This window comes from Photobacterium sp. HL06 (assembly GCF_059552575.1).
In genome coordinates this window covers 2,465,894-2,490,251 of record NZ_CM183915.1, presented here as the reverse complement: position 1 = coordinate 2,490,251, position 24,358 = coordinate 2,465,894, and the positions used below count along the sequence as shown (strand labels likewise).

Here is a 24,358-nt window from a genome sequence, read left to right as displayed (position 1 = left end):
AGTTATAGTGCATTAGACGGTTGTGTTAACAATGGCAAAAACAATTCCCCCTATTGATAACGAAGCTCAGCAGCAGCTCAGTCTCGCTACATTTAGACAGTTCATAGAATCAATTGAACCATGGAAAGTCCTTACTCATCAGCAATATGCGCGAAATACACTGGTTGCTTTCAAGAACGATTGGAATAATTTTTTGACCTTTTGTACGGAAAACAAAGTTTCCTCATTACCCGCAACCTCAGATACGGTTCATCGTTACATTGACCACATGTCACGTACAAGAAAGCTGTCTAGCCTGAAGCGTTACATGGTAACGGTTGCTCTGGTTCATCGTTGCCACAAATTAACTGACCCCTGTGCACACACTGAAATTCGGCTAGAAATGAAAAAACAACAACTAGAAAAGCATGACGACTACCGAAACGCATCGGCCTTTCGTGATGAGCATTTGCAACGCCTACTCGATAGGTTTGAGCTTTCAACCAAAGTTAAAGATATTCGCGACATGGCTATCTGGGCTGTGGCTTTCGAAGCGATGCTTAAGCGCAGCGAACTGGCCGATCTAACCATTAAATCGATTGAAATCCACCCAAGTGGTTTAATTGACCTATTGGTTTCCGATAGAACTATCGCCCTTAGCGCTGTATCGTCAAAAGCTTTACAGCGTTGGTTAGTTGTTAGCATGATTTCCGATGGGTATATATTTCGCCGCATCGACCGCCATAGCAACATTGGAGACCTACCTCTTGACCATTCGTCAATTTATCGAGTGTTTCGACGTGCAAGCGATGAATTAAATTTACCGGCATCTACTATTTTTTCTGGTCAGTCTCCGCGAGTAGGTGCAGCCAAAGATTTAGCCAACTCTGGTCTATCTATTCATGAAATTCAAGACCAGGGACGCTGGAAAAGCCCTGCAATGCCTGCTCAATACGTAGGTAACACTGATCGCCATGATAAAGAAATAGCGAAATATATAAAACCTAAACCATGGGAAAAGTGACGGAGTTATTGTCTATATAACAGAGTCAAAGTTATAGTGCATTAGCAATACGAATAGATAACTCGACAGCCTGACGTCTTCACTCCGTTGGGCTGTCAGCCCAGTGTTCGCGAGGACCTTGCCGGAGATCGATAGGAACTGTAATTCGTTCAAACAGGCTCTCTAAAGGCTTAAGCTCACCAAAATATCCCATCTGGTTCGCTTCGACCCACTCTTTTAAGTTAATACCTTCCCAACACACTTCATAACCTGCATTGATCGCAAGTATTTCAAAGAAGATACGTTGTACCCTCCCATTACCTTCACGAAATGGGTGGATAATGTTGAGTTCACAATAATAATGCGCAATACGCTGAATAAAGCGATCGAACGGTAACCCACAGAGAAAGTCTTCTTGCTCTAGCTCACTGAATAACCGATCAGCTTCTCGCTGAATATTCTGCATATGGCAAAAACGAGTTTGACCTTTGGTTATGTCGACCTTTCGAATTTGGCCAGCCCAAACGTACAAATCCTGGAAAAGTAATTGGTGAATTTCCTGAAGATAGGCAAGATTAAACTGATCAAAAGCGGGTTCAAAATGTTCCGCTCGAACTCGAGTGAAATCTCTCTCGGCGAGTTCAAGTTCATCTTCATCCATAATGGATAAGCGATTTTTCAGAACGGACGTATTGGAGTAACAATCCGGATCCTGATTCACACCATATTTATCTCGCATACCGTCGTTTCAGTTTGGCAATTCGATCTGATTCCGTTGATGTCTCGGCTTCAACATTCACCAGTGCTGGCTCAACATCGAAACCTTCTAGCTGAAGGCTCGCCCGGTAATTTCGGGCACGTAAAGCTTCAAATCGCTCACGCTTTTGTTTCGTTGTCAGCATAGTTTTCCTTGTTCTCGCCTATAACCAGTATTACAGCTACTGATAAAATCGCCAAATGAGATCGGGGCAAATGATGCTTATAACATCACTTCCCCAACCAACGCTTACCTGCCTATATTGCGGACGCTTTTATTGCTTGCTCCAAGAAAAGCTGGAACTTATGGCCGTTATGTTCCAGCATCTTCGGGAACATCGAAATAGGCGTCATACCTGGGAAGGTATTAATTTCATTCAGCAAAATCTCATTATCTTCACTTAAGAAGAAGTCAATTCGCGACAAATCTTTTAGCTTCATCTGGATAAAGGCTTTACGGGCATAGCCACGGATCTGGCCAATCTGCTCATCAGTCAGATCGTTGGCTTCAACTGTTGTCGTTGAATGACTGTCCGTGCTGTACTTCTCTTCATAGGTATAAAATTTATCGTCCGGGCAGGAAACTTCACCCGGCTTAGTGATTACCAGCTCGTCACCATATTGATAAGCTGCAATCTCAAGTTCGCGAGGCTTTATCGCTTTTTCGATAAGCACTTGTTCTGAGTAAGAAAAAGCCTTATTTACTGCCTCAGAAAGATCAGCTTTGCTCGCCACATGGTAACAACCCACGGATGAGCCCTGACATGCTGCCTTGATAAAGACCTGCCCCCATTTGTCTAATGCCATTTCAGCCTGGGAGTGCGCATCAGCGTTGTTTTCACTGAGGAAAACATAAGGCGTATTAGGGATGTTAAGTGCATCGAACCAGAGTTTCGTGGTGATTTTATTGAAGCAGTTTGTGCTAGCTTCTGCACCGCAGCCAAAATACGGTAGTTTCGCCATATCCAAAAATGACTGAAGATCGCCAGTTTCACCCGGGTAACCGTGAACACACGGGATCACGTAGTTGATTTCAGTTTTTTGGCCACCAACTTGTAGTGAGCGATCAAGGTTCAGCTGGCAATGCTGCCCCTCATTGTCAAACCAACCGTTATCCTTCATCTCAACACGGGTATAGGTAATGCCATCAATCTGCTGGAGCTGCTGTTCAATGTAGTTCGCAGAAACGAGTGAAACTTCGTGCTCGGCGCTTCCGCCGCCGCACAGTAATAAAACATGGATTGAGCTCATTATCATCCCTTGTAGTACAAACTGACAACCATTGCCTTGCCAGTCAATATGTATTGCTGCTTAGCGTCTAAGTTTATAACCAGCATAAACGCTTTAGCTTAAATTCTCACTCAATAGTAATAAAAAAAGTCGAACGATTGCACCTTACATGTCAATCAACAGCAAAATATTTCAATGACACCACACAGTTCGGACAAAAAATCCGCAATACCGCTTATTTATCAACTTTTTCTATTGAGTTTATAAGAGTAAAGAGTGATGAATACTACATCAGCTAGTCCAAGCCAATAAAAAAGAGAGCACGTGGGCTCTCTTTTCTGTGGTTAATGTAGCTTAGTTAACTTAGGCGTTGACGATGATTTAATCTCGCTCAAGCTCCTGATAAATGGGCCATAGTCTTTCACATCTTTTGGCAATGCCGCTAAAGCCTGTTTCGCCTGTTCGCGTGTATCGAAGTGTCCATACAACAAGGTGTACCACGGTAAACCCTGAAGTTTTTTCTTGTTCATCCAAACCGGCTGATTGGATGGTAGTTTGTTCATATATGGCGTAAAGCCTTTATTGTGGCTCAATGCCAATACTTGAATGGTGTATCCTTCCGAGGCAGCCTTCGCATACTGATAGGTTGGCTTATCTGACTTAGGCTCTTGCTTTATAAGCGGCTTTTCCGGCTCAACCATCACGATTTCTTTTACCTGCTCAGGTATCGGTTCTGGTTTTACTGCTTCCTCTTTCAAGGCGATCAGTGTTTTTTCAATTTTTGCTTCTTGCATCTGTTCAAGCGAGTGAAGCTGCTCTGCGGTGTAAGTTTCTTCCGAAGAAGAAGTAACAATCTGTATATTTTCACTGTCTGACGCACACCCGGCTAGTGCCGTTACAACGGTGAACACGGCGATTTTCTTCATTATAACTCTGCCAAATCAAAACTCTGGTTTCATTCTGCCGTTGCTTATTAACCCAATCAACCCTAACTTTACGTTAGATCAATAACTATCAGCTATTCGTCACATGATTCCGTTGTAAAATACCCTCATTCTTCCTGTTTTGGAGTTACAAATGGCCGATCCGCATATTCAGAGCGAGTTAGACAGCCTTGATAGATTAACTGTAATCCTATACCGCTGTGTGCTTACGGCTTCTGCGGCCATCATGGCAGTTATGATCTGGGAGCCAAACTTCGCAGTACCAGCCATAGTCGTTACAGCACTTATCGCTGCGAGTACTGTTCATATCTACGACAAACGCTTTAGGTTGCTTATTATGGGCAGTGGCCTATTTGCCGCAGTTTGGCTAATACTCGGGTTGTGGAGCCCTCTTGCACTTGGTGCGGCACTATTTACTTTTAGCGCTCTTGCGATTAAAGAGTTTTTCTGTTTTCAGATCAAAATATTGAAGCTGACGCCGCTGATGCTGGCTGGTTTTTGGTTCAGTCAAGTTTTCGGGCTGGAACATATCAGCATCGCTTTCAGTATGGCAGGATCAATTCTGTTAGCTATTGCAGCCGTTGCAAAGTGGCGGATGCCTATTCATTTCGATATTGGTGATAAGAGCCGTTATCAAGTTTAATCCTCTTAGAGGCTGCGTTAGCCAAAGACTCTCGCAGCCTCTAATGCTACCTTTTGATAAAAAGTCCTCTTAATTAAACAACTTGGTGTTGATCACAGCTCGCACACTTTAGTCAGAAACTCCAGCCACCATCCGTTAGACTCTTGAATAACTCTCTTTAATGCCGGGTGAAGTTATGGATGGACTGGACAAACTACTCAAGCCTAAATCAATCACTGTGATTGGTGCATCAGACAGCCCCAACCGGGCTGGGAACGTCGTAATAAGAAATCTTCTTTCCGGTAGTTTCCACGGCCCGATTATGCCGGTCACTCCAAAATATGACGCTGTCGCTGGCGTACTTGCCTATCCAACAATAGACAGTTTGCCACGGGTACCTGATTTAGCGATTGTTTGCACCAATGCTCATCGCAACGTCGATATCATCCGTCAGCTGGGTCAAAAAGGAGTCAAAGTTGCTATCGTGCTCGCCGCTGGTATGAATAGCGACTTTAATGGCACGGGTGAAACCGAAGAAGCCCGTATGTATGCCATCGCCAAACAATATGACATGCGTATTGTAGGCCCCAATAGCATGGGGTTAATTCTGCCATGGTTAAACCTCAATGCCTCGTTTTCACCCATCGCAGCCAATAAAGGCAACATCGCTTTTATTTCACAGTCGGCCGCTGTCTGTACCACCATCCTTGACTGGGCCAAGGATAAGAGCATCGGTTTTTCGACATTCCTTTCTTTGGGAGATGCCTGCGACATAAACTTTGCCGAGCTCCTTGATTCACTCTGCCGAGACAGTAAAACCGAAGCGATTCTTTTGTATGTTGATTCAATCAAAGACGCGCGGCGCTTTATGTCAGCGGCACGAGCGGCTGCTCGTAATAGACGGATCCTGGTTCTTAAAAGCGGCCGCACCCAAGCAGGTGGCGCGGCAGCCCATCGCCATACTGGTGGTGAAGTTGGTCTTGATGCCGTTTATGATGCCGCGATTCGCCGCTCAGGTATGCTACGGGTACACAATACCCACGAACTGTTTGCAGCAGTTGAAACGCTAGCCCACTCTGTTCCCCTTCGTGGTGAACGACTGGCTATCATTACCAATGGTGGCGGGCCGGCTATTATGGCCGTTGATGCTTTGTCTGATCAAGGAGGCAAACTGGCCACACTCAGTGATGACACCATTGAAAAACTGTCTGAGGTATTGCCGACCTGCTGGTCGCATTCCAACCCCATCGATATCATTGGTGATGCTGACATCAACCGCTATGAAAAAGCGATTCGGGTTTTGTTGGACAGTGATGATTTTGATGCACTTCTGATCATGCACTCTCCTTCAGCCATTGCTCCTGGCAATGAAACTGCAAAGCGGCTTGCGCATGTTCTTCAGTCACACCCTCGCACCAAGCGCTTTAATATACTGAGCAACTGGGCGGGTGAAAATGAAGCGGCTATTTCTCGGCAAATTTTTACCGAGGCAGGTTTTCCAGCCTACCGTACCCCGGAAAGTGCAGCTTCGGCCTTCATGCACCTGGTTGAATACCGCCGCAACCAGAAGCAATTAATGGAGACACCTGTCTCTTTCGGTGAAATACAAGCCAATCCTCGTCATGTTCATGACGTGTTAAATCACCTGCTTGCACAAGGGATCTCTGAACTCGAAACCCACGAAGTTCGTCCGGTACTTGAGAGTTATGGTTTCAAAACACTACCAACCTGGATTGCAACCGATCCTGCAGAAGCCGCTCATATTGCAGAACAAATCGGATATCCTGTTGCAGTTAAGCTTCGCTCTCCGGATATCCGCCATAAGTCAGAAGTTCATGGCGTTATGCTGCATTTAAGAACCGCAGCCGAAGTCGCCAATAGTGCCCAGGCAATATTAGACCGTGTCTCGCTAAACTATCCGAGTGCCCAAATTGATGGCCTGTTAGTACAGCGGATGGCCAACCGCTCTGGTGCACAGGAGCTACGTATTTCGGTCCATAACGACTCGGTTTTTGGCCCAGTGATCATGATGGGAGAAGACGCTGCCGAGTGGGATATTCACAAAGATGCTGCCGTTGCCATTCCACCACTGAATATGGCGTTGGCACGCTATATGGTGATTAATGCCATTAAGACAGGGAAAATCAAGCAGCGCAGTCTACCAGAACGTATTGATATTCCAGCGTTATGCAAGTTGCTAGTGAAGATCTCCCAGCTGATTATCGATTGCCCCGAGATCATCAGCTTCGATATCCACCCACTGCTGGCTTCTGGTGATGAAATGACGGTCATTGATGCCTCGATGACGATCAAGCAGTTTGATGGTGATAAGCAGATACGGCTCGCTATACGTCCTTACCCCAAAGAACATGAAGAACATGTCACTCTCAAGGACGGGGCACCGATCCTGCTGCGCCCTATTTTGCCTGAAGATGAACCAAAACATAAAGCGTTTATCTCTAAGGTTTCGGTTGATGATTTGTACCGGCGTTTTTTCTCCGATGTCGGTGAATTAAACCATGAAGCACTGGCGAACCTGACCCAAATTGATTACGACCGGGAAATGGCATTTGTTGCAACTCGTGAAATCACTTTAGACAATGGCGAAAAAGATGAGGTAATTATTGGGGTTACCCGCGCCTTGTCTGATCCTGAAAATGAAGAAGCCGAATTTGCGATTCTGGTTCGATCCGACTTAAAAGGCGTGGGCCTGGGCAGTCTCTTAATGAATAAGATTATTAATTACTGTAAGCAGCGTGGGCTCCAGCGGATCACAGGAATGACCATGCCATCAAATCGCGGCATGATCATGCTGGCGCAAAAAGTCGGGTTTGAAATTGATATTCAGATGGAAGACGGGATTGTGGAAATGCTGCTGCCATTGAAGTAATTTCGCTAAACAAGGACATGTCGTTTGCCCAATGGTGCTCCCTGCACCATTGGTTTTCTCTCTGCTTTGGTTCAAGGCTAATCAGTCAGTACCTTGTGCTCCAAACATACCACCAGCATATTAGCTTTCATTTACTTCGACTGCTTTTTCCATAAATTCGCGATATGCTGGATACACCATGTCTTCGCTTTACCCATACGACTACGGTTCCAAGCCAGCACGACCTCCATCTCATAAACGGGATCATCGCCAATTACCGCCAATTCACCATTTTTTATTGCTTCTTCAGCAAAGCAGCTCGACATTGTCGCGATGCCCATTCCGGCTTTTAGCGCAACGAGCTTGTTGTGCATAGAGCTCACAGTAAGTAATGGCTGCTCATCAAGAATATTATAAGTAAGCGGAGGTAAGTTCCGGGCAGTATCAGCAACGGCTATACCTCGATATAACTTCCTGACTGATGGATCGAGAGGATTATCATGCTGATGGATGGGGTGGTCAGGATGAGCTACCCAGACAGAATCCAGCTTACCAATAGGCTGAATTTTCACTTCGGGAGGCGCGACAGTTGGAGCTGGGGCAATCAACAAGTCAGCTCTATCTTGAGCGAGAGCTTCCCAACATCCAGCTAGAATTTCTTCTTGAAAGCGAAGTCGGGTTTTACTCTGTTTCGCTAATCCTTCCACCAGCGGTAGCATATAATCCAGCTTGATCAGGCCGTCATACGCGATTGTGATATCTAATTCCCAACCGTGGGCCAATGCACTAGCATCAGAGATCATTTCATCAGCAGCAGTAAGTAGCTGTCGTCCTCTCTCCAACAGCAAGCGACCCGCTTTGGTAAAGGCCGCCTTGTGGCCTGAACGGTCAAAGATCACTAGATCCAAATCTTGCTCTAATTTCTGCACCTGGTAACTCAAAGACGATGGTGCTCGCCCTAGCTCTTCTGAGGCTGCAGCAAAGCTTCCACGACGTTCAATGGCATCAAGCACTAATAGCGCTTCAAAAGACAATAATTTATTCACATCCTCTCCCAGCCGACAAGCTGACATCCTTTTTTAACGTTGTATCACAGTTCTATACCCTATTCCCATGAAAAAGGTGACATTTACCTTGCTATACATAGTCTATTTCTAATCAATACACGCTATACACTCCCGGTATAAGGCAATAAATATAATGCTTAAAAAATATGTACTTCCACTAGGCCTGTTAACAACGTTGCCATTTTTTGGTTTTCATTCACTTGCTGACTCGCCAGCACAAGTGCTTCCAGAGCCAAGTATTGAATACCAATATCTTCCTGCCCACACTGCGGAAGAGAAACAAGCCCTTAGCATTATCCAGTCATCCGATGCAATCCGAACAGTTCAGGAGCTCAGTGAATCAGCGATGATTTTCACGCCCAAAATGACGATTATCTTTGGAACGAAGGAAGGCCCTTTATACGATCCCGAACAACATCAGATCCAAATCCCCTATTCTTTCCTTCAGCATGCAATAGAACGTTTTAAATCTAATAACTACCAAGAATCAGGGATCAGCGAACAACAAGCGGCTCTTGATACATTACTGCACACTTTGCTACATGAGCTTGGCCACGCTTTTATCTCAGCCAATGACATTCCTGTGCTGGGTAAAGAAGAAGATGCCGTTGACAATTTTGCCACTGTGTTGCTGTTGAACTATGTAGATAACGGTGCCGAGGTTGCGATTAGTGCCGCGGATCTTTTTGCCTACGAAGATCAGCAAATTGAAGAATTCGACAGTTTAGATTTTATCGATGAGCATAGCCTCGACATTCAGCGCTATTACTACACCTTATGTTTGATTTACGGCAGTAACCCCGAGCAGCATTCACAATTGTTGTCAGAGATTGATAAAGCGTTCAAAACTGAGCGAGAAGAAATATGCCTGGATGAGTTTGCCCGTGTCACTAATAGCTGGATGACCTATCTAAACGAAAACTAGCGTTAACCTGAAAGGGTGGCTACTCATAATTTTGAATATCCACCCAATTATTGAAATATAACCCCGGTAATTTTCCAACCAAACTGACTATGCAGTCAAAATAGTGCATAACCAACTCTTTGACTATTCACACCAGTTTCTAGCAACAACTAGCTTTTACTAACAAGGGGCTGACTAAGGTTGACATCTCCAACACCGATTTCTACATCAATTTGATGCTTTCCGGTTCCGCTATAGGTCAGCTGATCAGACACCATCACTCGTTCTTTAAGCAAATTACCCTGATTAAAACCTTGAACCTGAATTTCGCCAACACCGACAGATGCGCTGACATGACCATAGTCTGCACTATTCACACCGATCCACGCGGAGCCGACACCAATATCAGCCGAGAGTGACTGACCGAAATCATCAACCTCGATATTACCAACACCAATTTGAATTTGCAGTGCAAGCTCTTTGGGCACATTTAACGTCCATTGCTGAGAGATACTGTCCTCATCAATCTTCAGGTGTATCGCCTGGTCGGTGATCTGTTCAATCAATATGAGTGATTCAAGATCCGTAGCAAAGAGAAACCAGCTAGATGAGTTATCCTCAACATCCACCCTATATGTGACAACGTCGCTATCGACCACCTGGACATTCACCATCCCCACCGGCACTTCCAACACCAGCTCGGTAAGTGTCTTTTCATTAACGCCAACGCTGCCTGTAAAAGTTCGCTTATCTTTCGCTACTACCATATTGCTTAAAGAAAAAAGCGCTATAAATACAATAAGTAAGCCAAATCCTTTCTTCATGTCGATTCCTTTAACCAACGATATGATTGCTATGCTCATGGTTATAGCAGGTAGCATGCCAACCTTTTTATTGTTTAATTTCAACGCCTTATAGTTAGCAATTTATCATCCGCATTTCGGATATGGTTAAATTTGCCAGTGCATAGTAAAACTCACCATCTCATCATTAAGTCTTACAACTGTAGTTTACTTTTCGAACAGAAGGGAATAAGCAATTAATTGATCTGCATTAATATTAACAAAAACATTTTGTTCTAAAGTGACTCACAAGTGACCGGGAAGACACAAATTGATTTAAAATCAAAGATTAAGGATTAATCATTATGGAACAACCCTCACAATCGCTTTCGCAGACTATTTCATATCTCAAGCATTGTTCTTCGCAGCTGATGACAAACCGTGCCATTTCTCCCGCCAGTATTTCGGCACAACGTATCCATGAAATTGCCTCCATTGAATACCTCGAACTAGAGCACGCATCAAAGCAAGTTACCTGCATTCAAAAAGAGCTCTTCCGTGCAATACTTGCACTAGAAAATGACGATAAAGCGATTGTAAAAGAAGCGCTATCAACAGCGATTCATCAGCTAAACAGTGAACTCACTGTCCCTGTATCCAAAGCTGAACAAAAAGTCGAAAAGGTAGCCTGTGATCCTGCGCTTGCAGGCTAATCAAATCATGAGCTACATATACAATTAAGCCCTCATTTGAGGGCTTTTTAAAATGGTTTTCCAAGCAATTTATCTCAATATAGTGGCTTTACATCAGCCATTTCCACCAAATGAACAGCGCTAAGAAACCAAACAGGTATATTCTTCATTAAGCAGCTCCACGGCAGAGCTGAAGAACACAATAATGCCCATCGCGGCAGTACTGGCAGCCATCCTTTCCCTCACCTTTCTAGCATAGTCCTGAGCAATAAATCAGTTAGGTTGTTATTTATCCACTATTTTTTTGTTTCCGGTTTATGCTTAAAGGAAGGTTCACTCTATCAATTCCCAAACTAAGGTAGTTTTGATGATTCATGAATGAAGCAGAGAAAACACGAGCCTCCACAACACCAGCTAAAAGGGAAAAGAGAAGCCAAAGGAAGCGGCTTTTTCTCTATGGCCTGCTCATATTGCTTAGCGTACTCATTATTCCGGCCATTATCATTCCACCGTGGTTAGCCTCCAAAGGGATTGAGATTAATGCTATCTCCGGGATCGGCTTCAACCAAGGCTTAGTTATCGATGAAGTTTCCATCACAATCAATAAAAACGCGCTAACCTTCAAAAAGCTATCCCTAGAGCATTTTGTAGACATGGATAGCGCCATCTCGAATGCTTCATGGCGACTGTTTTCCCAACATACCGAAGTCAGGCTCTCTCCTGATATTTTAAAAACACTGGACCAACAAGAGATAAGCTTAGGCAACCTGACACTGACTGATACCGCTTTTAATTTTACTGATCTCTCAGAGCCTTATGTTTTTAGCGCTCACGCTAACTTAATTGAAGTGTCGTTGTTCGATAAACATGATATTGCAGTCAAACAACAAGTAGATGACATCGACCTGGTCTTAACAACACAACCTGCTGTTGTTATTAGCGGCTTTATTAAGCACGGGGCCCTGAGCCTTCTGGTGCCAGGTGACAAGGCCGCAAACCGTTATCCTTTTAGCTTTGACAACGCTAACTTCTCAATCAGCTGGCAGGCAGATATAACCCCTCTTTCTGTTCACATCGAAACATTGAGTCCCAAATGGGAAACAGTCACTCAGGGGTACACCCAGTCAGGAAAGAACATTGCACTGGGGCTCAACCTTCAACGTATCGAAGAGAGTATTAAACTGACCGCAGATCAACTCTGGCTTGATCAGCCAAGCCAGCTTCCTGAATTTATTGAAAAACCTGACAATGCCAGCCAGAGCCTCCATCTGGGGAGGGCCATCGCCAAGCTTTCCTTGCTCCCCTTGCGCAAACTAAAAATTCATGACTTCAACTACGGGGAGCTGATCATTCACTCACTCCTGGTGCTTGAAACCCCAAGGAAGCGGAACAACAAACCTGATAAAAAAGCCAAGCTAAGGTTAACCGGGAAAGCTCTGGGTCCAGATCCCTATGACATTGATATTCTGGTCAAGCACCTTAATGAACAAGATGCCTACTTTTCTGGAAAGATAACAGGCCCGAAAGGCAACACCCTGCAATGCCTAGTAAAGATCCACTTTGTTAGCCCGCTACCAGAGTCGCTCAACTGTAACGCCAACTTCCGTAATACCAAAGAGCTGACTGACAGGCTCAAGCTCTATGACATACCCAGTGCGACACTCAGCGAACCGTTAGCTATTAGCGCCATTCAAACAGCAATCACTCAAGCTACAACACACCATGTTCCGGCTCAGGGAGCGCTACCGGCCAAGCTAAGCAGTATCGTTCAAGCTATTTACCGCATTAAGGTAACGCTGCCCGGCAATGTTAAGGTCGCTTTAAATCAGTTCGCTCTTCAACACCCAATACTTTCGCCATCTCATAACCCAAAGCCTATCTCGACCTTGTCATTCAATACTGATGGCTCACTGACATTTGATGCGCTATATCAAGACAATGAGCTAACACTTAAGCTGAGCGATCCTACGGAAAAAATAGCGATGGAAAGCCCCCAACATGACAGCTTTTTCTCTTTGCTGATTAAAAAACTACACTGTGCCATCAAGCTGGAACAGCTCAACCCGGTCGATTCGTTACAGTGTCATACCCAATTGAATTTTCAGTCCCGAGCTAACCAACTTTATCCAGCTATAGGGACTGAATTTAACAGGATCGCAGCCACTAGTGATATTGACCTGAACTGGTCTGCTCGCAAACTGGCGATGCAATTTCAAAATACCGAAATTAAAGTCGACAAGGCTATATTGCCGCTGGGTACAGAACTGGGAACAGAACTGGATCCAGCCCTGATTCAGTCTCAGGCTACTGATCTGTTGCTGCAAGTAGGAAACCTTGACCTATTCCTATCACAAGGATCTAGCCATGAAGCCCCACAGCAACTTAAACTGAAACTTGCCCCGAATACCGAAATCCTACTGACAGGTGACTTCTATGGTGAGAAATTAATTGCCGAGGGGCCCATTTCCAAGCAAAAGCGAAAACAGCTTCAGAGCAGCAAAAACCAACTTCCTGTACAAAAATACGATGCCAAGCTTGTACTCGCCTTAACCAACGCGACACTGATGCAATCAAACGATCGGCTGGAAATAAATACCCAGTACCAGACAACTCTCAACCTAAGGCAAAATAATCAGCGTTTACCCTCCTTAAGTAGCCAAGGAGCACTCAAACTAAAGCCAGGGAAAGTCAATCTATCTGGATCGTTAAATAGTGCAAAGCAAGCACAATTGATGCTATTTACGATCAGCTCCAATTTAGAGCAGGATCAGACACGAATAAAGTTACACCGTAATGACATTCACTTTAACCCCAAGCGTACTTTAAAAAAACACTATTTGCCTCACTTGCCTATCAAGTATGACTTAAATAACGGCATCATTAGCTTTAACGCCGATTTGTTACTTAACCAAGGCAAGCTTCGTGGTGACTTTGGTGTCTTTGCTGACGGCTTAGGAGGGTATATACACGGGTTTCATTTTGCTGATCTCAATGTCTCTTTTACCGCCGCCATCTCCCCCAAAGGGATTCGCTCTAAATACCCAGTCAGTGTACATGCAGGTCTACTGCATGCCGGGGTATTACTCGAGAATATTTTCGCTTTAGTTGAATTCGATACTGAAAATAACCACTATGCACTTCACCGTGCAAGCGCTTATGCATTAGGAGGCTCAATCAGCACTCATGGCGTGACCAGTTCAGAGTTAACTAACATTTCCCACATCCCAATCCTGGTCCATCGCCTGAACCTGGAAAAACTCATGCAAGCCATTGAACCTAGTGACATTGAGCTAACTGGCACCTTAGATGGCACCTTTCCCATGTCGATTCAAAACGGTCTGCCCGTTATCCAAAACGGCAAACTTCACTCACGCTATCCAGGAGGAGTACTCAGGTACAAGGAAGGTTCGACCATCGACCAAAATGTCGAAGCCGCCGGGGAAAACAGCTTGCTCGTGATTAGTCGGATTCTCAAAAATTATAAATACGACTCGCTGGCCGTTGATATAGACTATTCTAAAGAAGGACAATTAAACGCCAGTTCACGGTTTAAGGGCTACAACCCTGATTTTCAAAATGGTCGGCCTGTATATCTAAACCTGAACCTAGAAGACGATATTCCAGCATTAATAAAGACATTGAATGCCATAAATTCATCAAAGCTGGAAGGTCAATTTTTAAAGCAGCTTGGTTTGGATGAGTAGCATTATTGCGCTTTTGTTAAACATGGTGGCTAAGAATGGTCGTAGCTCATGGATATTCAGCTTAAACTTTCCAGCATACTCACACTCCTTGCATTCGTTGCAATACTTAGTGCTATTGGCATTTCCGGCTGTACACCCACAGTCCAGGTCACAGCCTCTGACAAGCCAATAGAAGTAAACCTGAACGTTAAGATTGAACACGAGATCCGAATAAAAGTTGATAAGGAAATTGATGACTTATTCAGTGATGACGATGTATTCTGATATGGCAAGGAGATTGCCATGAAGAATGTTCTAATCCTTTTTTTTGCTGTTTTCATATCAGCCAACGCCTATGCACTCGACCTACAGCAGGCAAAAGATCAAGGGCTGATTGGGGAAGCAAACACGGGCTATGTCGCCGCCGTGACGTCGAATGCTTCTAGCGAAGTGCGTCAACTTGTGTCTACCGTAAACAACCGCCGAAAAGATCGCTATAAAAAAATTGCCGTCTCCCATGGGCTCACCACCCCAGAAGTCGGCCGGCTGGCACACCAAAAGGCTGTCGAAAAAACCCAGTCAGGTAACTATTACCAAAATGCTGCAGGTAAATGGCTAAAAAAATAGTGTCAGTTGTAATGCCAAACCATATGTTCAATATTTCTTAACCCTAGCTTCAATATATTTAAATCTAACTAACTTGTTTTTCCGCGTATACTCACTGCATTCTAACCTTTTGACTCTCTTGATTACTCACTAATGATGTCGCTTCATAACACCCTCAAAAAATCTCAGACGTCTGATTACTTCTTCTTTTTTGTCGCCCTGGTTTGTCTGTTACCTTTCATTAGCTCACCAGTCGCCCTGATCTTAGGATTTACTCTCGCCAGCCTGGGCATAGTGCCGACGCAATTCAACCTGGCAGCGCTCACCAAAAAGCTGCTGTCATACTCAATTATCGGGCTGGGTTTCGGTATCCATCTCGATCAGGCTATCGAAGCTAGCAAGCAAGGATTAGGGCTTATCATTGCCTCTATCTTCTTCACCCTGCTCATGGGCTACGCCTTAACCAAGCTGCTTCGCATTGAACAGAAGACCGGCCACCTGATTGCATCCGGAACCGCCATTTGCGGTGGCAGTGCTATTGCAGCCGTCGCTCCAGCCATCAATGCCAGAGACGATCAGACCTCTCTGGCACTGGCAACGGTATTTGTTCTGAACTCAGTCGCACTGTTTGTTTTTCCTGCCCTTGGCCACCTATTAGAAATGAGTCAGCATGCGTTTGGCACCTGGGCGGCAATTGCTATTCATGATACGTCTTCTGTCGTTGGTGCGGCCGGCGCCTATGGAGACGAAGCACTGAGAACCGCGACCACATTGAAGCTGGCACGTGCGCTGTGGATCATCCCGATTGCCTTTGTCAGCGCGCTGATGTTTAAAGGCGATAGCAAAAAGATAGGTATTCCCTATTTCATAGTTTTCTACTGCGTTGCCATTTTATTCGCGCATTTTGTTCCTGACCTGCAGCCTGTTTACGATCAGGTATTCAATCTGTCTAAACGTATACTGGTCGTCTGCCTGTTTCTGATTGGTTCGGGGATCACTGTTCAGAAGCTACGTGCTTCTGGGTTGCAGCCCTTGCTGCTTGGTGTCCTGCTCTGGCTAAGTATTGGGGTAGGTTCACTGGTTTATATTCAGTTTATGTAGGAGGCTGAAATGGCAGACAATCAATGCTTCATTCCGAGAAATGGTTAACAGCATTATTCGTACTTGCACATACGCAATCCGCCACATTACCCAACAAGAGGCGATGTAACCTGGCAGTCAAGGGAGCAATTTCTGACTGTCAGCAACAAGGGATTGGACTGAAAAACGTTACCAAGCGTAACCTCACCAAGCGCTTTGTGATCTCTATTTCCATTACATATCGCATAGAAGAAAAGCACTAAACCTACCACCCTATTCAGAGCCGCAAAGAGGTTTTACCACGAAATCGAGTTGGTGATATTTTTAGCATCTGCCCAATCATATGGGGTACTAAACAGCGCTGGCTTCGTATTAATCACATCGGAATCGGCTATTCAGATATGTCCCCTCACCTTGTTTCAGATGCTCGATGAATAGGCGAAGCGGCATAAAATCGCGGTATTCTCGTGGGAAATAGATGTTGATACTGGACATGGAAACCCGGTGTTCACTCAGGATCTCCTCGAGCTGCCCAGTCTCCAAAGCTTCAACGCAGTATTCATGGAACGCATAAGCAATTCCCAATCCCTGAGTCGCCATTTCAAGTGTCACCGGCACTGAATTGGCAATGACACTGCCACGTGCTTGAACCGGATAAACCCCATCCGGACCGGTGAAGGTCCAGGGCGCCAATTGGCCGGAGCTTTGATAGCGATACCGTAAACAGTTATGTGTCAGAAGATCTGTGGGATGCGTTGGCCTACCGTTCTTCTCCAAATAGCGCGGACTTGCCACCACAGCAGTGGTCAGGGAGTCGGTCAAACTGATAGCAATCATATCCTCAGCAATCAATCCCCCCAAACGAAACCCGGCATGTAAACCTTCTTGAAGTATGTCCGACAGGGCATCGGTAAGTGACAGTTCTACCTCGATTTCTGGATAGTGCTCTTGAAAGGACACTAGATGTTGGCGTAGTAACAGGTGATAGGCGAACTCCGGAATCGCGAGTTTCAATACGCCACGTGCCGCATGACCAGCTGTACGCGCACTTTCTAGACCATCAGCCAGTTGTTCAAATGCCGGACCAGACGCACGTATCAAGGCACGGCCAGCCTCGGTCAGATTGATCGAGCGTGTGGTTCGGACGAACAACACTGTTCCCAACTGATCTTCGAGCGTCTTCAACTGATGGCTCACGGTTGAGCGCTTAATCCCCAGCGCCTCAGCAGCAGCGCGCATGCTGCCCTCTCGCGCAATGGCATTGAACACTTCAAGAGTAGAAAGAGGCAATCGCATTGTTGTATTTACTACACCATAGAGGTTGATTTAGAGGTAATTGTTAGAAATTACAGTAATACATACACTGTAGCAACACTTAAACGCAATAACCCAGCCCGCCGGGATCGAACATCCACGCGACAAGGGAACAACGCCAGAGACCCATTATGAAAACACTTGTATTGACTGCTCATCCGGACCTCTCTTCCTCATCGATCAGTCGCCGCTGGTTTGAGGCCCTGTCCGATACTGCTGACGTTGTCACCCGCGACTTGATGGCCGTTGGAGGGCCAGAGATGCGTTTCGACCCTGCTGGTGAACAGGCACTTCTCCTTGAGGCGGATCGCATCATCATGCAGTTTCCCTTTTATTGGTACTCCTCCCCGCCCGTGCTCAAAGCCTGGCTTGATCAGGTACTGCTCATGGGATTTGCCTTTGGTCCCGGAGGCAGTCAACTCAGGGGAAAGGAGCTAGGGCTCGTGATCTCCACAGGCGGTCCTGCAGAAAGCTATTCCGCCGCTTCATATAATAATTTCAGCATGGGAGAGTTACTGACGCCCTTTCAACAAACGGCCAACATGGTTGGTATGCGATATCTGCCCCCGTTCGTACTCCACAGTGCGATGGGGCGGGACCATGCTCGGATCGATGCCAGCATTCCAGCGGTGATCGCCTATGCAACCACCCCTATGAGTTCTGAGCATGTTTTTGCGCCACAGAAACGTGAACTAGCCTAAGACTTATTCCGAATAGCCCTCCGAGCCACGAAGGGCGACAAACCAGCTTTTTTAATCACTCAAGAAACGAGGACGTAAACATGTCACTTACAACTGCAGACAAAATGGAAATTCAAGATCTTATGGGGCGTTTTGCGCTCGCCGTTGACATCAAGGGGCCAGAAGCGATGCGCGACCTGTTTGTTGAAGATGGGCGATTTATCGTCGATGAGTTTCAAATCGAATTAGAAGGTATCGACAACATCATCAACTGGATAAAAGACAGTGCAGACGCGTTCCCACCAGGGCTTACCCATATTCAGAGCAATTTCGTAATTGATGGTGATGGAGATGAAGCACAATTGAGCTGTATTAGCCAAGCAATCCAGAGCCATAACGGTGAGATCAAGCATTTCGTCGTAGGCCGCTATTTCGAGACACTAGTAAAGACACCTGCTGGTTGGCGACTGAAAGAACACAAACTCCAAGTGCGTGCTTAAAGTCACTTACAATTAGAAACCGACTGACATCACCAAAATACAGCACCATCAATTGAACCACACTTCTTAAAAAGAGAGAATCATCATATGAAACTCTATTCTGCCCCCGGCACCTGTGCCACAGCAATGCATATTGCATTAGAGTGGATCGGTAAGCCCTACGAGGTTGAGCATCTCGATCATGTCACCATGAAGTCTCCCGACTATATGAAGCTCAACCCCTCCGGTGTTGTTCCAACTCTGATTGATGGAGACCTAGCTTTAGCCGAGGGAATGGCCATCCTGCTCCATCTTGTCGACCAAAACCCAGACGCCAATATCGGCCCTGCTGTCGGAACTGCTGAGCGCAACGATCTTCACCGTTGGTTAGTCTACATCTCGGGCACACTGCACCCATATTTCTGGCCTCATTTCATGCCGATGCGTTTTACTACAGAAGAGAAAGGCTACGCAGCTGTGCAGGCAGCAAGTCATTTGTTGATTGATAAGGCGTTAACTCTGATCGATCAGCATCTGGAAGGCCGGGATTGGATGGTAGGCGACAGCAAATCGGTTGCAGATGCCTTCCTGTATCCGATGGCAAGCTGGGGCTATGATCTGGAAAAACCGACCGATGAATACAAGAATATCGATCGGATCATCCGTAAGTTGGCAGCCGATCCTGCTGTTCAGAAAGTACACGCGGCGCAGGAGACGTCTGCGCGTGTAGATATAAGGCATGATGGCTGAAGGATAGCAGCACTTGAGTGCCAAGTTAACGGGCGGTAGTGATCCGCCCGTTTCTGGTTTCATGTTGTATCGGTTCCCTTTGGTGCGATAGTGCCAAACACTCGCTTTTTTCATGGCGTTATATCGATTCTATCTTTGCTTTCCTTCCCAGTTTCCAATGCGTTCACTGAGAAGTTTTCTTCTGTAGGCTCAGTACTTTTCTTCATCGCCTTTCTTGCCACGGCAAACAGCAGGAGAAGAAAGGCCGCCAAATCCATCAGGGCGCTCACCAAGCCTGATGTCATGACCGACAATCCCACAAACACCAACACTAACCCTATCCATTTGACCATCTGCTTATCTTTCCACTCTGCAGTCATTATCTTGCTACATTATCGGAAAGCTATCGGGGGAAAGAAAAATACCCTTTATATCTATAAAATTCAATATGGTTATAAGCCGGACGAAATGAGCTTGTTTTTATTATAAGTGTGTATTACTCCATACCATAGCCATGAATAAACATCATATAGGCTTCTAGTGCTTTATCCTGACTGATCACATTGCCCTGTGAGGCATCTTCAATCACAGTGATTGACTTTTCCATCGATGGTGAAGCTTGATACAACGAATAAGTTAATGTTGGTGGTGCTCTGTCATCATCTTCTCCAACCAAAAACAGTAAGGGTCCATGGTAAGCTTTCAAGGCTGGATAATTGTCCAGAGCAGCGAGCTGCGGCTCAATCTTCACGTCGTTACGCCAGCGTAGCAACCAAGGAGTGGTGGCTTGTACCGTTTCTTCTATACGTGTCAGTGCTCCTTCCAAAACAATAGCATCAACATTTCTCGTTCTAGCTAGCTCGGCAACAAAAAAAGTACTAATCGCCGAACCATGAAGAATAATGAATCCATTGGGATTGCTCGCTCGAACTTGGTCATAAACATTGATGGCATCACGCTGCAGCCGCATCACAGATGGCCAATTGCCATCACTGTCTATCCCTCGGCTCTTCAACGAAATAAAGTTAACGCCCAAGAGTGCAAACTGTCCGGCAATCATGGCTTCATCAGTGGTTGGATAAAATGGGAGGTTGCCAAAATACAACACCGTATTCGAGGCGCCTTCAACCGTTAACTTAATCCCACGGGTCACCTGCATGTCGTCATACTGGATACGGAGCTCTGACAGTTTGTGCTTCTCTGGCCGGAACCACTTGGTTTGAGCATAAGCTTCGAGATATACCGGGTTCCGAACTTTGTGAGTGAGGTAGTCATCAGAAGTGACAGGCGATGTACAACCCTGCACGAAAAGCATGTTGACAATGACAAGTAAAAAAAGCGTTTTTCTCATAGGGGTAGCTAGCACAATAATAAGACTAGCTGACGCTAACCTGTTCTAATTACTGGCTCAATAAATTTGCTGATCAATGAGCAGATCCTCGACAGACAGCAAAACTTACTCGTACAAGAAGACAGGACGTCTCACCTTTATTTAACCGGTGACTTGTTTGCTTGAGCTGTTCTTTAATACAGATATACCCAAGCTACCTCAAGATGCAGGATTCAGAGTGAGACCAGCGTACTCAGTTCAAGGAAAATAACGGTAGGAATGGCAATCCCTTTCAACGTTATTTGACACAGAAATGGGTTCGCTGGCTCACTCCCAAAGGGCGAGTTTACTTGGCTGCTATGCGTTGTTACCGATTATTAATTTAGAGCCACTAGATTTTCAAATCGGTGCCTAGCCTAGGAGCCAAGTAATTCTCGCTGAAACGAGCATCTTGAGGTAGCTTGGGTATATGCCAATGATCAACACTTGGCGACTTGCAGCTCATCCAATCGCGTGGTCCAACGGTTTGAACGGAAGGCCTGGCGCATATGCCAGTTGGTTGAGCCTATCACCGATGCCGGTTTAATCCCGTTTTTAAACCGGGCGTTCACCTTATCCGTAATGGCCATCAAGTCACGCCGTTTCATTTCTTCCAGTGCACTGGTATCAAACATATCGAGCTGAAAATTATCATTCTGGGCATCGGTTAATTCATCCAAAATCACCCCGATTTTCTGGTATTCAAAACCCGGCCGATACACCTCATCAAGTTGCTCTAGTGCCGATGCCAGAAACTTATAGGAATCCTGGCTCGGGCACACTAAGGTTCGGACGCAGCTCTTGTTATGTTGCGGTAATTCCTTATAACGGTTGGTCCGCAAAAATACGCCAACCACACTCGCCTGGCTGCCTTGCTTTCGTAATTTTTCTCCCGCTCGCTGGCAATGAAAAGCCAACGCCGCTTTTAGCTCATCGAGTTTGCAGATCCCGCTCCCGAAGCTTCGGCTAGATAATATTTGCTTTCTTTTTTCATCGATATCACCGGGTGAGATACAGGCAATACCCTGTAACTCCAAGACGGTACGAGCCAGACCGACATTCCACAACCGACGCATGTCTGCCGAATCCTTATCGGCCAATTGCAGCGCATTACCTATACCCGTTGCTCCGATACCAACCCGAAGCGGTAAGCCTATATTACGCTGAATCGTATCGCGAAGCGTCTTGCCATAACCGGTTAGCCCTCGATGCTGGAGCCCGTCTAAACGCACAAAAGCCTCATCGATTGAATACTGTTCAACATGGGGGGAGAACTGGTAAAGCTCCTCGATAAAGCGTCGGCTCATGTCAGCATACAAGGTGTTATGTCAGTAGCGCCGAATCCAGGGGGAAATTGATAAAGTAAACCTATGAGAAGGGGGGAGCATACAAAATCAAATTGCCGATATGATCCATCATATTGTGGATATGAATATGATGTCACACCCTCTATTTGATGGATCAAAAGACTGGCGATTCTGATGAAGTATCGACCAAACGAGTAAACTGTGGTTGTCAGGGAACAACACTGCCGCTAGTATATACTGTATATATAAACAGCATTAGTAGCATCAATGTCTGGATTCACCGGGTTTGAGAACCCAACAACTCCATATCGAGAAAAGCCACTGAATTTAGGTGATATTATCCTTCGCCCAGCATCTACTTTCATCTACAGAAAAGCTGATTCCGATACATCGCTCCTTGTTCGTAAAGATGACTGGGTAGTTGTTGATGCATCAATAAAACCGGAAGCAACGGATTTAGTTTTAGCAGAGCAATATGGTGATCAGTCGATAATGCCTTTATCCAGAATTCATCACATCCAATCAGAATTAACAGTGATAGGTACCGCCACTGCAATTATCCGCCATCACCGCCCTGCTCCACCGCTACCTGAGAGAGATCTGCAGAAGAAACTTCACACCTCGCTGATTCCGATGCAGGCTGCTGCTTTTTTATCAAAGGCTAAAGGTTCACGGATGGCAAGTTTAGGTATAAGAGATGACTCGTTACTTATTGTGCGCCGTGATGTTGATTATCAGCAAGGTGATCTAGCAGTAGTCTATGCAGACAATGCATTTCATTGCCGCCTGTTGAACTTGTCGAATGGCACACTCGATGACGGGCTAGGTATCCAAACACCGGTCACTGGGCCATTGGCTATCGAAGGGGTTGTTACTGCTTCAATCTCGTTCCAGCGACAGGTGATCCCGCAATGGCAGGATTGATAGCCATACTGGATGGCACCCGCTTCTATGCCTCAGCCAGCGGCATTCTGCACCCTGAATACCGTGAAAAGCCGGTAGTGGTCACGAGTGGTAACCAAGGAATTATTATCGCAGCGAACCGGTTAGCAACGGATAAGTGTGGCCTGAAAAAATTCAAGCCTGTATTTGAGTATAAAGACAAAATAGATACTCTTGGCGTGCAAGTGCTTGAAGCCAACTTTAACCTGTTTGGATACCATTCAGAACAATTCCAATCAATAATCAAAGACCATTTTCCTGAGAGTTGCAGTTACAGTGTGGACGAAGTGTTTTGCAGGATGCCGTACAACACCGATGCCTTGTATTATCTTCAAAATATTAGGCGCAATGTCTACAAGCTCACCCGCACCCCCATTGGCGCTGCTGCAAGCCATAACTGCACACTAGCCAAGGTTGCAGCCTGGGCTGCAAAGAAGCTGCCGGGCTACAAGGGCATATGCGTGCTTGAGTCACTCCCTAACATTGACCGGATTCTATCAAGGATGCCAGTTGGGGATTTGTGGGGCGTCGGCCGAAGAATTGACGCTCGGTTAAAGCACATGGGTATAAATAAAGCCATCGATCTCAAACATGCCGATGTGAAGAAAATGAAAAAGGAATTCGGTAAGCCAATAACCTCGTTGATTGCCGAGCTACATGGCCAGCAAATACTTAACTGGCGAGAGCCGAATGAACTACACATCAAAGACATGATAAGTAGTACCCGCAGCATCAAGGAACGACTACACAGTATCGAGGAGTTGCGACAGGCATTGGCATACCATGTCCATGAGGTCTGCGCCAAGGCACGCAGCCAGCAGAGTAAAATCAAGACTATTCAGTTCTTCTGCCGAACATCACCTTACGATAATCAAAAACATTCTGGCGGTGCATGCGTGAAGCTGAACTACCCGAGTAGCGACACAGCAATTTTTTTAAAGGTGCTCTCTGAAGCCATACACAGACTGATACCTCAGGCGGGGCCGTGGATACCGTTATATAAGATAGGCGTCACCGCCCTTGAGTTGACCGATGCCAGGTATGATCAGGGCGACTTATTTGCCCCAGTTGAAGATACCCGGAAGATGTCAGCGCTCGACACCATTAACGCACACTTTGGCAAGAATACCCTGTTCCTAGGTGCTAAAGGCACCGGAACCACGGGTGAGAGAATGGAATCAGGCCAGCTCAAGAACCCTCACTCCCGATGGAGCGATGTGCCAACTGTCTTTTGCTAAGTAAGAAGAAATAAAGAGTCGGCTAGGAGGTTATCACTATAATCAGAAATCAGATAATGATACTAGACCTTAGCGCAGTACGA

At 45.7% G+C, this 24,358-nt stretch carries 24 protein-coding genes; 14 read left to right on the top strand and 10 right to left on the bottom strand.

All coding sequences use genetic code 11. The features are described 5' to 3' along the window. The first annotated feature begins 31 nt into the window (after window positions 1-31). The gene (locus AC51G0_RS29275) at window positions 32-1,003 is read left to right on the top strand and encodes a tyrosine-type recombinase/integrase (protein ID WP_496303043.1); all 972 of its coding nucleotides are present in this window, start codon (window positions 32-34) and stop codon (window positions 1,001-1,003) included. A gap of 79 nt (window positions 1,004-1,082) precedes the next feature. On the opposite strand, the gene AC51G0_RS29270 is transcribed toward AC51G0_RS29275, so the two are convergent. From AC51G0_RS29270 to AC51G0_RS29255, 4 genes are all read right to left on the bottom strand, one after another. Further along, window positions 1,083-1,721 carry a putative adenosine monophosphate-protein transferase Fic gene (locus tag AC51G0_RS29270; protein WP_496303042.1) on the bottom strand — a complete coding sequence of 213 codons (639 nt, stop codon included), beginning with the start codon at window positions 1,719-1,721 and terminating at the stop codon, window positions 1,083-1,085. Then, window positions 1,711-1,884: a YhfG family protein gene (locus AC51G0_RS29265; protein ID WP_496303041.1), complete on the bottom strand. Its 174-nt coding sequence runs from the start codon at window positions 1,882-1,884 to the stop codon at window positions 1,711-1,713. The genes AC51G0_RS29270 and AC51G0_RS29265 overlap by 11 nt, the downstream gene beginning before the upstream one ends. 112 nt (window positions 1,885-1,996) lie before the next feature. After that, complete coding sequence (locus AC51G0_RS29260; protein ID WP_496303040.1) at window positions 1,997-2,989, bottom strand: D-alanine--D-alanine ligase; 993 nt, start codon at window positions 2,987-2,989, stop codon at window positions 1,997-1,999. A gap of 323 nt (window positions 2,990-3,312) precedes the next feature. Beyond that, window positions 3,313-3,894, bottom strand: a complete 582-nt coding sequence (locus tag AC51G0_RS29255) for an SPOR domain-containing protein (RefSeq protein WP_496303039.1) — start codon at window positions 3,892-3,894, stop codon at window positions 3,313-3,315. A gap of 151 nt (window positions 3,895-4,045) precedes the next feature. Between AC51G0_RS29255 and AC51G0_RS29250 the strand changes: the two genes are divergently transcribed. Both AC51G0_RS29250 and AC51G0_RS29245 read left to right on the top strand, forming a co-directional pair. Beyond that, entirely contained in the window at window positions 4,046-4,555 is a 510-nt protein-coding gene (locus AC51G0_RS29250; protein ID WP_496303038.1) for a DUF2301 domain-containing membrane protein, read from the top strand. 175 nt (window positions 4,556-4,730) lie between these two features. Then, window positions 4,731-7,424, top strand: coding sequence for a bifunctional acetate--CoA ligase family protein/GNAT family N-acetyltransferase (locus AC51G0_RS29245; RefSeq protein ID WP_496303037.1), 2,694 nt, complete (start codon window positions 4,731-4,733; stop codon window positions 7,422-7,424). Window positions 7,425-7,555: 131 nt separating this feature from the next. Here AC51G0_RS29245 and AC51G0_RS29240 read toward each other — a convergent pair whose 3' ends face one another. After that, window positions 7,556-8,449: a LysR family transcriptional regulator gene (locus tag AC51G0_RS29240; RefSeq protein WP_496303036.1), complete on the bottom strand. Its 894-nt coding sequence runs from the start codon at window positions 8,447-8,449 to the stop codon at window positions 7,556-7,558. Window positions 8,450-8,603: 154 nt separating this feature from the next. On the opposite strand from AC51G0_RS29240, the gene AC51G0_RS29235 reads away from it, so the two are divergent. After that, entirely contained in the window at window positions 8,604-9,395 is a 792-nt protein-coding gene (locus tag AC51G0_RS29235; RefSeq protein ID WP_496303035.1) for a DUF4344 domain-containing metallopeptidase, read from the top strand. A 149-nt stretch (window positions 9,396-9,544) separates the two neighbouring features. Here the strand turns inward: AC51G0_RS29235 and AC51G0_RS29230 are convergent, their stop codons facing one another. Next, the gene (locus AC51G0_RS29230; RefSeq protein ID WP_496303034.1) at window positions 9,545-10,198 is read right to left on the bottom strand and encodes a hypothetical protein; all 654 of its coding nucleotides are present in this window, start codon (window positions 10,196-10,198) and stop codon (window positions 9,545-9,547) included. Between the two features lie 323 nt (window positions 10,199-10,521). On the opposite strand from AC51G0_RS29230, the gene AC51G0_RS29225 reads away from it, so the two are divergent. The 5 genes from AC51G0_RS29225 (at window position 10,522) to AC51G0_RS29205 (ending at window position 16,238) form a co-directional block, all read left to right on the top strand. Then, a complete protein-coding gene (locus tag AC51G0_RS29225; protein WP_496303033.1) occupies window positions 10,522-10,869 on the top strand; it encodes a hypothetical protein in 348 nt (115 codons plus the stop codon). 353 nt (window positions 10,870-11,222) lie between these two features. Continuing rightward, window positions 11,223-14,552, top strand: coding sequence for an intermembrane phospholipid transport protein YdbH family protein (locus AC51G0_RS29220; RefSeq protein ID WP_496303032.1), 3,330 nt, complete (start codon window positions 11,223-11,225; stop codon window positions 14,550-14,552). A gap of 48 nt (window positions 14,553-14,600) precedes the next feature. Then, entirely contained in the window at window positions 14,601-14,816 is a 216-nt protein-coding gene (locus AC51G0_RS29215; RefSeq protein ID WP_496303031.1) for a YnbE family lipoprotein, read from the top strand. Window positions 14,817-14,834: 18 nt separating this feature from the next. After that, a complete protein-coding gene (locus tag AC51G0_RS29210) occupies window positions 14,835-15,158 on the top strand; it encodes a YdbL family probable chaperone protein (protein WP_496303030.1) in 324 nt (107 codons plus the stop codon). A 135-nt stretch (window positions 15,159-15,293) separates the two neighbouring features. After that, window positions 15,294-16,238, top strand: coding sequence for a YeiH family protein (locus tag AC51G0_RS29205; RefSeq protein ID WP_496304246.1), 945 nt, complete (start codon window positions 15,294-15,296; stop codon window positions 16,236-16,238). Between the two features lie 351 nt (window positions 16,239-16,589). On the opposite strand, the gene AC51G0_RS29200 is transcribed toward AC51G0_RS29205, so the two are convergent. Then, window positions 16,590-17,513: a LysR family transcriptional regulator gene (locus tag AC51G0_RS29200; protein WP_496303029.1), complete on the bottom strand. Its 924-nt coding sequence runs from the start codon at window positions 17,511-17,513 to the stop codon at window positions 16,590-16,592. Between the two features lie 149 nt (window positions 17,514-17,662). On the opposite strand from AC51G0_RS29200, the gene AC51G0_RS29195 reads away from it, so the two are divergent. The 3 genes from AC51G0_RS29195 to AC51G0_RS29185 all read left to right on the top strand — a co-directional run bounded on the left by AC51G0_RS29195 (window position 17,663) and on the right by AC51G0_RS29185 (window position 19,440). Continuing rightward, on the top strand, window positions 17,663-18,232 hold the full coding sequence (locus AC51G0_RS29195; RefSeq protein WP_496303028.1) for an NAD(P)H-dependent oxidoreductase: 570 nt from the start codon (window positions 17,663-17,665) through the stop codon (window positions 18,230-18,232). Window positions 18,233-18,312: 80 nt separating this feature from the next. Beyond that, window positions 18,313-18,711, top strand: coding sequence for a nuclear transport factor 2 family protein (locus AC51G0_RS29190; RefSeq protein WP_496303027.1), 399 nt, complete (start codon window positions 18,313-18,315; stop codon window positions 18,709-18,711). 87 nt (window positions 18,712-18,798) lie between these two features. Next, window positions 18,799-19,440 carry a glutathione S-transferase family protein gene (locus AC51G0_RS29185; RefSeq protein ID WP_496303026.1) on the top strand — a complete coding sequence of 214 codons (642 nt, stop codon included), beginning with the start codon at window positions 18,799-18,801 and terminating at the stop codon, window positions 19,438-19,440. A gap of 110 nt (window positions 19,441-19,550) precedes the next feature. Here the strand turns inward: AC51G0_RS29185 and AC51G0_RS29180 are convergent, their stop codons facing one another. The 3 genes from AC51G0_RS29180 to AC51G0_RS29170 form a co-directional block, all read right to left on the bottom strand. Continuing rightward, window positions 19,551-19,799, bottom strand: a complete 249-nt coding sequence (locus AC51G0_RS29180) for a hypothetical protein (protein ID WP_496303025.1) — start codon at window positions 19,797-19,799, stop codon at window positions 19,551-19,553. Window positions 19,800-19,915: 116 nt separating this feature from the next. Continuing rightward, window positions 19,916-20,770, bottom strand: coding sequence for an alpha/beta hydrolase family protein (locus AC51G0_RS29175; protein WP_496303024.1), 855 nt, complete (start codon window positions 20,768-20,770; stop codon window positions 19,916-19,918). A gap of 458 nt (window positions 20,771-21,228) precedes the next feature. After that, window positions 21,229-22,095: a DinB/UmuC family translesion DNA polymerase gene (locus AC51G0_RS29170; protein WP_496303023.1), complete on the bottom strand. Its 867-nt coding sequence runs from the start codon at window positions 22,093-22,095 to the stop codon at window positions 21,229-21,231. A gap of 267 nt (window positions 22,096-22,362) precedes the next feature. Here AC51G0_RS29170 and AC51G0_RS29165 point away from each other — a divergent pair, with 267 nt between their 5' ends. Together AC51G0_RS29165 and AC51G0_RS29160 are read left to right on the top strand one after the other, a co-directional pair. After that, entirely contained in the window at window positions 22,363-23,019 is a 657-nt protein-coding gene (locus tag AC51G0_RS29165; protein WP_496303022.1) for a S24 family peptidase, read from the top strand. Further along, complete coding sequence (locus AC51G0_RS29160; RefSeq protein ID WP_496303021.1) at window positions 23,007-24,275, top strand: Y-family DNA polymerase; 1,269 nt, start codon at window positions 23,007-23,009, stop codon at window positions 24,273-24,275. Before AC51G0_RS29165 ends, AC51G0_RS29160 begins: the two co-directional genes overlap by 13 nt. Window positions 24,276-24,358 lie beyond the last annotated feature (83 nt).

Excerpts from the sequence above, each read along its gene's own strand:
- AC51G0_RS29220 (WP_496303032.1), top strand. The coding sequence starts at position 11,223 with ATGAATGAAGCAGAGAAAACACGAGCCTCCACAACACCAGCTAAAAGG.
- AC51G0_RS29210 (WP_496303030.1), top strand. The coding sequence starts at position 14,835 with ATGAAGAATGTTCTAATCCTTTTTTTTGCTGTTTTCATATCAGCCAAC.
- AC51G0_RS29255 (WP_496303039.1), bottom strand. The coding sequence starts at position 3,894 with ATGAAGAAAATCGCCGTGTTCACCGTTGTAACGGCACTAGCCGGGTGT.
- AC51G0_RS29245 (WP_496303037.1), top strand. The coding sequence starts at position 4,731 with ATGGATGGACTGGACAAACTACTCAAGCCTAAATCAATCACTGTGATT.
- AC51G0_RS29225 (WP_496303033.1), top strand. The coding sequence starts at position 10,522 with ATGGAACAACCCTCACAATCGCTTTCGCAGACTATTTCATATCTCAAG.
- AC51G0_RS29230 (WP_496303034.1), bottom strand. The coding sequence starts at position 10,198 with ATGAAGAAAGGATTTGGCTTACTTATTGTATTTATAGCGCTTTTTTCT.
- AC51G0_RS29265 (WP_496303041.1), bottom strand. The coding sequence starts at position 1,884 with ATGCTGACAACGAAACAAAAGCGTGAGCGATTTGAAGCTTTACGTGCC.
- AC51G0_RS29165 (WP_496303022.1), top strand. The coding sequence starts at position 22,363 with ATGTCTGGATTCACCGGGTTTGAGAACCCAACAACTCCATATCGAGAA.
- AC51G0_RS29190 (WP_496303027.1), top strand. The coding sequence starts at position 18,313 with ATGTCACTTACAACTGCAGACAAAATGGAAATTCAAGATCTTATGGGG.
- AC51G0_RS29275 (WP_496303043.1), top strand. The coding sequence starts at position 32 with ATGGCAAAAACAATTCCCCCTATTGATAACGAAGCTCAGCAGCAGCTC.
- AC51G0_RS29205 (WP_496304246.1), top strand. The coding sequence starts at position 15,294 with ATGTCGCTTCATAACACCCTCAAAAAATCTCAGACGTCTGATTACTTC.
- AC51G0_RS29250 (WP_496303038.1), top strand. The coding sequence starts at position 4,046 with ATGGCCGATCCGCATATTCAGAGCGAGTTAGACAGCCTTGATAGATTA.
- AC51G0_RS29170 (WP_496303023.1), bottom strand. The coding sequence starts at position 22,095 with ATGAGCCGACGCTTTATCGAGGAGCTTTACCAGTTCTCCCCCCATGTT.
- AC51G0_RS29180 (WP_496303025.1), bottom strand. The coding sequence starts at position 19,799 with ATGACTGCAGAGTGGAAAGATAAGCAGATGGTCAAATGGATAGGGTTA.
- AC51G0_RS29160 (WP_496303021.1), top strand. The coding sequence starts at position 23,007 with ATGGCAGGATTGATAGCCATACTGGATGGCACCCGCTTCTATGCCTCA.
- AC51G0_RS29260 (WP_496303040.1), bottom strand. The coding sequence starts at position 2,989 with ATGAGCTCAATCCATGTTTTATTACTGTGCGGCGGCGGAAGCGCCGAG.
- AC51G0_RS29270 (WP_496303042.1), bottom strand. The coding sequence starts at position 1,721 with ATGCGAGATAAATATGGTGTGAATCAGGATCCGGATTGTTACTCCAAT.
- AC51G0_RS29185 (WP_496303026.1), top strand. The coding sequence starts at position 18,799 with ATGAAACTCTATTCTGCCCCCGGCACCTGTGCCACAGCAATGCATATT.
- AC51G0_RS29175 (WP_496303024.1), bottom strand. The coding sequence starts at position 20,770 with ATGAGAAAAACGCTTTTTTTACTTGTCATTGTCAACATGCTTTTCGTG.
- AC51G0_RS29200 (WP_496303029.1), bottom strand. The coding sequence starts at position 17,513 with ATGCGATTGCCTCTTTCTACTCTTGAAGTGTTCAATGCCATTGCGCGA.
- AC51G0_RS29215 (WP_496303031.1), top strand. The coding sequence starts at position 14,601 with ATGGATATTCAGCTTAAACTTTCCAGCATACTCACACTCCTTGCATTC.
- AC51G0_RS29235 (WP_496303035.1), top strand. The coding sequence starts at position 8,604 with ATGCTTAAAAAATATGTACTTCCACTAGGCCTGTTAACAACGTTGCCA.
- AC51G0_RS29195 (WP_496303028.1), top strand. The coding sequence starts at position 17,663 with ATGAAAACACTTGTATTGACTGCTCATCCGGACCTCTCTTCCTCATCG.